We start from the raw sequence: 3,140 nt of genomic DNA, 5'->3' as shown, positions 1-3,140 counted from the left end.
CCGTCCGGCGCCACCCGTGTGATCCGTCCGGCCGCGATCTCCACCAGGATGATCGACCCGTCCGGCATCACCACCGGCCCTTCCGGAAAGCGCAGCCCGTCCGCCAACACCCGCTCGTCCGCCATGTCGTACGCTCCCTGCTCGTTGCCATGGCTCTACCGGCCACCGGCGCCTTCGTGAAGAGCGTCGCAGGGCTAATGCGGCGCTGCCACTCCGGTGACCCGCTGCTGCCGGCTCATGCCAAGGTATGGGCTGCAGTATTGCAGCCCATCGGTCATGTATTTGTACAGGGCTCGGGCTTCCAGCTGTCGGCCCGGCGGCAGAGGAACGACCATTGCGCCCGGAATGCCGGTTGCCGGTCAGACCACGATCCGGTCGCGACTATGGAAACCAGGGGACGTCCGCGACGTTCAACCATCACGCTTGGTCTGCTTGGTGATCGAGGAGGCATTGGTCTTGGGCGCCCGGGACGAGATCGCGCGACTGCGCCGCCACCAGCAGGTCCTGATGGAGCTTGCCCATCTGGCGGCACACCGGCTGCCGGGGGACGGGCTGCTGGAGACCGCGGTGGCACAGGTCGCCCGCGGCACCGAGATCGATCACGTCAAGCTGCTGCGCTACCGGCCGGAAACCGGCGACCTCCTGATCGAGGCCGGAGTCGGCTGGAAGGAGGGCGTGGTCGGCCGCGCCACCTTCGGCGCCGATCTGTCGTCACCACCCGGCCATGCCTTCCAGACCGGCCAGCCGGTCCATATCCTCGACCTGCGCCGATCCGACCAGTACCGGATGTCGGCGACCCTGCGCGAGCACGGCATCGTGTCGGTGCTGAACGTGCCGGTGCAGATCGACGGCTCCACCTGGGGCGTGCTGGAGGTCGACAGCAGCGTGGAGCGCGACTTCAGCGGCGATACCCGGAACTTCCTGATGATCGCCGCCTCGATCGTCGCCTCGGCGATCCACCGCGAGCAGGTCGGCCTGCAGCACGAGCAGGCCATCGCCGAGCTGGCGCTGGAATCGCGCCGGCACCAGCTGCTGCTTCACGAGATGCAGCACCGGACCAAGAACAATTTCCAGATCGTCCTGTCGATGATCGCGATCCAGGCGGCGCGGCTGCAGACGGAGAACAGCCGCAACGTACTGGGCAAGATCGACGACGGCATCATGGCCATGGCGCTGGCCCATGACCAGCTGGCCCCGGCGCAGGGCGGCGAGCTGGTCAACCTGCCCACCTATCTGCGCGCCCTGATCGCCAGCATCCAGAAGCCCCTGGAAACCGTCGCCGTCGATGTCCGCGCCGACGAGCTCAACGCGCCGATCGAGTATGCCGTCCCGATCGGCCTCATCGTCAACGAGCTGGTCACCAACAGCGTCAAGCACGGCTTCGACGAGGCCGGCGGCGCCATCCAGGTCGAGCTGGTATCGGGCGCGGGCCGCGGCGAGCTCAGCCTGGAGGTGACCGACAACGGCAAGGGCATCGACCCCGCGAAGCCGGGCGGGTCGGGCCTGAAGCTCATCGAGGCGCTGGCCCGCCAGGTCCGCGGCCGGATCGAGCAGGAAAGCTCGTCGGCGGGTACTAGGACCCGCCTGGCCTTCACTCTCCCCTGACGCTGGCCCCCTGCCCCGGCCCTTCGGCTCAGAACGCCAGCAGCTTGGCCTGGATCACGTGCGGCAGCGCCCGGATCCGTTCCAGCACGTAGGCCGGCACGGGCTGGTCGATCGCGATCAGCGCGATGGCGTCGCCGCCCGGCTGGTCGCGGCCCAGATGGAAGGTCGCGATGTTCACCTCGGCCTCGCCCAGGAGCCGGCCGAGCGCGCCGATGAAGCCGGGCTTGTCCTGGTTGCGCACGTAGAGGACGCTGCCGGACAGCTCGGCATCGATCGGGATGCCGCGGATCTCGACCAGGCGCGGCTTCACGCCCTGGAACAGCGTGCCCGAGATGGTGCGCGGCCCCTTCTCCGTCACCACTTCCAGCGTGATCAGGGTCTGGTAGCCGTCGACATGCTCGTGGGTGACCGTGGTCAGCTGGATGCCGCGCGACTTCGCCAGGGCCGGCGCGTTCACCATGTTCACCGAGGCGGCGAACGGGGCCAGCAGGCCCTTGAGGATCAGCTGGGTGAGCGGCTTGTTGTTCAGCGCGGCCGCCTGGCCGGCGAAGGTGACGGTGGCGCCCTTCAGCCCGGTCTCGGTGAGCTGGCCGGCGAAGCTGCCGAGCTGCTCGGCCAGCTGCATGTAGGGCCGGAGCCGGGGCGCGTCCTCGGCCGACACGCTCGGCATGTTCAGCGCATTGATGATCGCGCCGTCCAGGAGATAGTCGGAGATCTGCTCCGCCACCTGCAGCGCCACGTTCTCCTGGGCCTCGGTGGTGCTGGCGCCCAGATGCGGGGTCACCACCACCTGCTCCAGGGCGAACAGCGGGCTTTCCCTGGCGGGCTCGGTCGCGAACACGTCCAGCGCCGCACCGGCGACATGGCCTGCCACGATCAGGTCGTGCAGCGCCGCTTCGTCCACCAGGCCGCCGCGCGCGCAGTTCACGATCCGCACGCCCTTCCGGCAGGACAGCAGCCGCTCGCGGGAGAACAGGTTGCGGGTCTGGTCGGTGAGCGGCGTGTGCAGGGTGATGACGTCGGCACGGCGGCAGAGCTCGTCCAGCTCGACCTTCTCGATGCCCAGCTCCTCGGCCCGCGCATCCGACAGGAACGGGTCGAAGCCCACCACCTTCATCTTCAGCCCGCGCGCCCGGTCGGCCACGATCGAGCCGATATTGCCGCAGCCGACCACACCCAGCGTCTTGCCGGTCAGCTCCACGCCCATGAAGCGGGACTTCTCCCACTTGCCGGCCCGGGTCGAGCGGTCGGCGGCCGGGATGTCGCGGGCCAGCGCCATCATCATCGAGATGGCGTGCTCGGCCGTGGTGGTGGCATTGCCGAACGGCGTGTTCATCACCACCACGCCGGCCGCCGTCGCCGCCTCGACGTCGACATTGTCGACCCCGATGCCGGCCCGGCCGACCACCTTGAGATTGGTCGCGGCCTTCAGCACCTCGGCGGTGACCTTGGTGGCGGACCGGATCGCCAGTCCGTCATAGTCCCCGATGATCTCGAGGAGCTGGTCCTTGGTGAGGCCGACCTTGATGTCGGTC

At 68.9% G+C, this 3,140-nt stretch carries 2 protein-coding genes and 1 pseudogene; 1 reads left to right on the top strand and 2 read right to left on the bottom strand.

The window, feature by feature from the left end; translation table 11 throughout:
* Positions 1–125: pseudogene (locus VNS22_RS28420) on the bottom strand (SMP-30/gluconolactonase/LRE family protein); the annotation flags it as partial.
* 331 nt (positions 126–456) lie between these two features.
* Between VNS22_RS28420 and VNS22_RS19825 the strand changes: the two are divergent.
* A complete protein-coding gene (locus VNS22_RS19825) occupies positions 457–1,605 on the top strand; it encodes a sensor histidine kinase (RefSeq protein ID WP_325735489.1) in 1,149 nt (382 codons plus the stop codon).
* 28 nt (positions 1,606–1,633) lie between these two features.
* On the opposite strand, the gene serA is transcribed toward VNS22_RS19825, so the two are convergent.
* The coding region (gene serA / locus VNS22_RS19820) for a phosphoglycerate dehydrogenase (protein WP_325735488.1) at positions 1,634–3,140 on the bottom strand (1,507 nt) is incomplete at its 5' end.

This window comes from Geminicoccus sp. (assembly GCF_035556675.1).
GTDB lineage: Bacteria > Pseudomonadota > Alphaproteobacteria > Geminicoccales > Geminicoccaceae > Geminicoccus.
Note: the sequence above shows the minus strand (reverse complement) of the source record. Positions and strands in the feature narration are given on the sequence as shown.